Source organism: Monashia sp. HAY1-5C, assembly GCF_056755255.1.
The window spans coordinates 1-3,438 of the sequence record NZ_JBPGXG010000229.1 but is presented as its reverse complement, the minus strand read 5'-3'; the positions used below and the strand labels follow the sequence as shown (position 1 = coordinate 3,438).

Genomic DNA, 3,438 nt, shown 5'->3' with positions numbered 1-3,438 from the left:
GCGCCGGCACCGCGCGGCGGGCACTCGTGAGCAGCGAGAAACGGTCCTCGAGCCGGTCCAGCACCTCCGCCGGCGAGAGCGCCCGCAGCCAGACCGCAGCGAGCTCGAGGGCGAGCGGCAGACCGTCCAGCCTCCGGCAGAGCTCGACCACGCCGTCCCGGTTCTCGTCGGTGACCCGGAATCCGGGATCGACGGCGCTGGCCCGGTCCGCGAGCAGGGCCACGGCCTCGTAGTGCATGGCGTCGCCGGCGCGACCATCGACGTCCCCGGGCGTGGACAGCGGCGGGATGGCGAGGACCTGTTCGCCCTCGACGCCGAGCACGTGCCGACTCGTCGCCAGGACGTGCAGCCCCGGTGCCGCGGCGAGCAGCTTGCTGGCCACGACGGCGCAGGCCTCGGTCAGGTGCTCGCAGTTGTCGAGGACCAGGAGCAGCTGCTTGTCCTGGAGGTGGTCGGCGAGGTCGGCGAGGGGGGCCTCGGAGACGTGGTCCAGGCCCAGGGCGCTCGCGACCGTGTGGGGCAGCAGCTGGGGGTCGCTGAGGGCAGCCAGCTCGACGAACCACACACCGTCGGGAAAGGCGCGCCGCACCCCCGCAGCCGTTCTCAGCGCGAGGCGGGTCTTGCCGACGCCGCCCATCCCGGTCAGCGTCAGCATCCGGCTGCCTGCCAGCAGCCGCCGGATGTCGCCCAGCTCCTGGCGCCGGCCCACGAAGCTGGTCAGCTCCGCGGGCAGGGCGTTGCGGGGCTCCGCCTTCGCCATCGTCATGCCCATGGACTCCGTTCGACGACCCCGGGGGTGGCCTGCTCCCCCGAGCCTGCGGCCCGGTCAGGGTCCTGTCAATGGAGCCACACTCGCCTGCGTCCGCGCGCGACATCCGGCCGCTAGCCGGACCGGGAGCAGCAACCTCGGGTGTGCTGTCGCCGGTCAGGCGCGGGAGAGCTTCTCGACCCAGTCGGCGGGCCACGGGGAGGTCGTGGCCCGGCCCGACCCGTCCCGGTCCAGGTGCACGGTGACGTAGCGCCCCCGCGCCGCGCGCGTGCGCGGCGCGCCCTCGAAGGCCTCACCCCAGACCTCGAAGGAGAAGGTCATCGAGGTGGTGCCCAGCTCGGTGACGGCAAGGGTCGTCGTGACCTCCTGCCCGAAGAACAGCGGCGCCTCGAAGTCCGCCTCGTAGCGGACCCTGGGGGCCACGGGGAAGTAGCCGTCGAGGCCGCGGTCGCGCACCAGCGCGGCCTCGACGGTCTCGACCAGCCGCACCACCGTGCTGTTGTGGTAGATCCCGGCCGCGTCGGTGTCGATCCACTCGATCCGCGACCGCACGGACGCGTGGGCGAGCGGGCTGCCGTTCACACCGACACGACGTCTTCCGCGGGAGCGGCCGCAGGGGCACCGGGGCGCCACCGGAGGTGCACGTCGTCCGAACCCGCGTCGCGCAGCAGTGCGAGCCGGGGCGGGATCTTGTCGGTGCGCGACGTCGGCGGACGGCGTCGACCCGCCTTCCACGGCGTCGGCCACTCCGCGGCGGGCCCGACGTACCCCTGTTCGGCTGCGGCGTGCAGCGTCCACTGCGGGTCGTAGAGGTGCGTGCGTCCGAGGGCGCAGAGGTCGGCGCGGCCGGCGAGGAGGATGGAGTTGACGTCGTCGTAGGAGGAGATGGCCCCGACGGCGATGACGGCCACACCGGCCGGGCGCGCCACCTCGTGACGGATCCGGTCGGCGAACGGCGTCTGGTAGGAGCGCCCGAACGCCGGCTTCTCCTCCTTGGTGACCTGCCCGGACGACACGTCGATGGCGGCGGCACCGTGCTCGATGAAGGCGCGCGCGATCTGGACCGCGTCGTGCTCGGTGTTGCCGTCCGGCGCCCAGTCCGTCGCGGAGATGCGGACGGTGACCGGGACGCTCGCCGGCACGGCACCGCGCACCGCGTCGAACACCTCGAGGGGGAACCGCAGCCGGTTCTCCGGCGAGCCGCCGTAGTCGTCGGTCCGCAGATTGGAGATGGGGGACAGGAACGAGGAGAGCAGGTAGCCGTGCGCCGCGTGCACCTCGACGAGGTCGAACCCGGCCTCCACGCCGCGACGGGCGGCGTCCCGGAACTCGGTGACGACGCGGTCCATGTCCGCCCGGGTCATCTCGCGCGGCACGTGGCAGCCCTCGCCGTAGGGCAGCGCCGAGGGGCCGACGACCTCCCAGTTGCCTTCTCCGAGTGGCTCGTCCATGCCCTCCCACATGAGCCTGGTGGAGCCCTTGCGCCCGGAGTGCCCCAGCTGCAGGCCGATCCTGGCCGTGCTGTGCTCGTGGACGAACGCGGTCACCCGCGCCCACGCGTCGCGTTGCTCGTCGGACCACAGACCCGGGCAGCCCGGCGTGATGCGACCTTCGGGGGACACGCACGTCATCTCGGACATGACGAGCCCGGCACCGCCGAGCGCCTTGGAGCCCAGGTGCACGAGGTGGAACTCGCCCGGCACCCCGTCGACGGCGGAGTACATGTCCATGGGGGACAGGACGATCCGGTTCTTCAGCTCGAGAGCGCCGATCCGCGTCGGCTGGAACATCGCCGGTGCCTCCTCGCCCGAGCCGCTGCGCCGGGCGAAGCCGGCCTCGATGCGCCGGGCGAACTCCGCGTCCCGGTCCTTGAGGTTCTCGAAGGTGATCCGCCGCGACCGCGTGAGCAGGTTGAACGTGAACTCGTCGGTGTCCTGGCCGGCGTACATCCCGATGTTCTCGAACCACTCGAGGCTCGCCTGCGCCGCCCGCTGGGTCGACTCGACGACGGGCTTGCGCTCCACCTGGTAGGCGGCGAGGGCCTCGGGCGCCGAGTCGTGCTCGTGCAGGCAGGCCGCCAGGGCCAGGGCGTCCTCCATGGCGAGCTTGGTCCCCGAACCGATGGAGAAGTGGGCCGTGTGCGCCGCGTCGCCGAGCAGGACGACGTTCTCGTCGTGCCAGCGGTCGTTGCGCACCGTCGTGAAGCTCAGCCACTTGGAGTTGTTGGTGAGGATGCGGTGGCCGCGGAGGTCCTCGGCGAAGATCTCCGCCACGCGCCCGACCGCGTAGTCGTCGGAGACCCCGGGCGGGAACACCTCCTCCTCGGTGCGGTCGAAACCGGCTCGGCGCCAGACGTCCTCGTGCATCTCCACGATGAACGTCGATCCCTGGTCGGAGTAGGGGTAGCCGTGGATCTGCATCGTCCCCCACTGCGTGTTGCGGACGATGAACTGGAACGCCTCGAACACCAGGTCGGTGCCGAACCAGATGTACTTGTTGTGGCGCCGGTCCAGGCTCGGACCGAAGGCGTCGGCGTACCGCGTCCGCACCTGCGAGTTGAGCCCGTCGGCGGCGACGACGAGGTCGTACTGCGCCCGGAGCAGGTCCGCGTCGGGTGCCTCGGTGCGGTAGTGCACCTGCACGCCGAGCTCGGCCACCCGCGCCTGGAG

General features: G+C 72.1%; 3 protein-coding genes. All 3 read right to left on the bottom strand.

What is annotated here, in order from left to right; genetic code table 11:
• Positions 1-766, bottom strand: a 766-nt coding sequence (locus ACR9ZK_RS21090; RefSeq protein ID WP_481343925.1) for an ATP-binding protein, incomplete at its 3' end; no start/stop codon positions are given.
• Between the two features lie 159 nt (positions 767-925).
• On the bottom strand, positions 926-1,351 hold the full coding sequence (locus ACR9ZK_RS21085; RefSeq protein WP_481343924.1) for an acyl-CoA thioesterase: 426 nt from the start codon (positions 1,349-1,351) through the stop codon (positions 926-928).
• A partial coding sequence (locus ACR9ZK_RS21080; protein WP_481343923.1) for an oxidoreductase occupies positions 1,348-3,438 on the bottom strand: 2,091 nt, incomplete at its 5' end. The genes ACR9ZK_RS21085 and ACR9ZK_RS21080, both read right to left, overlap by 4 nt.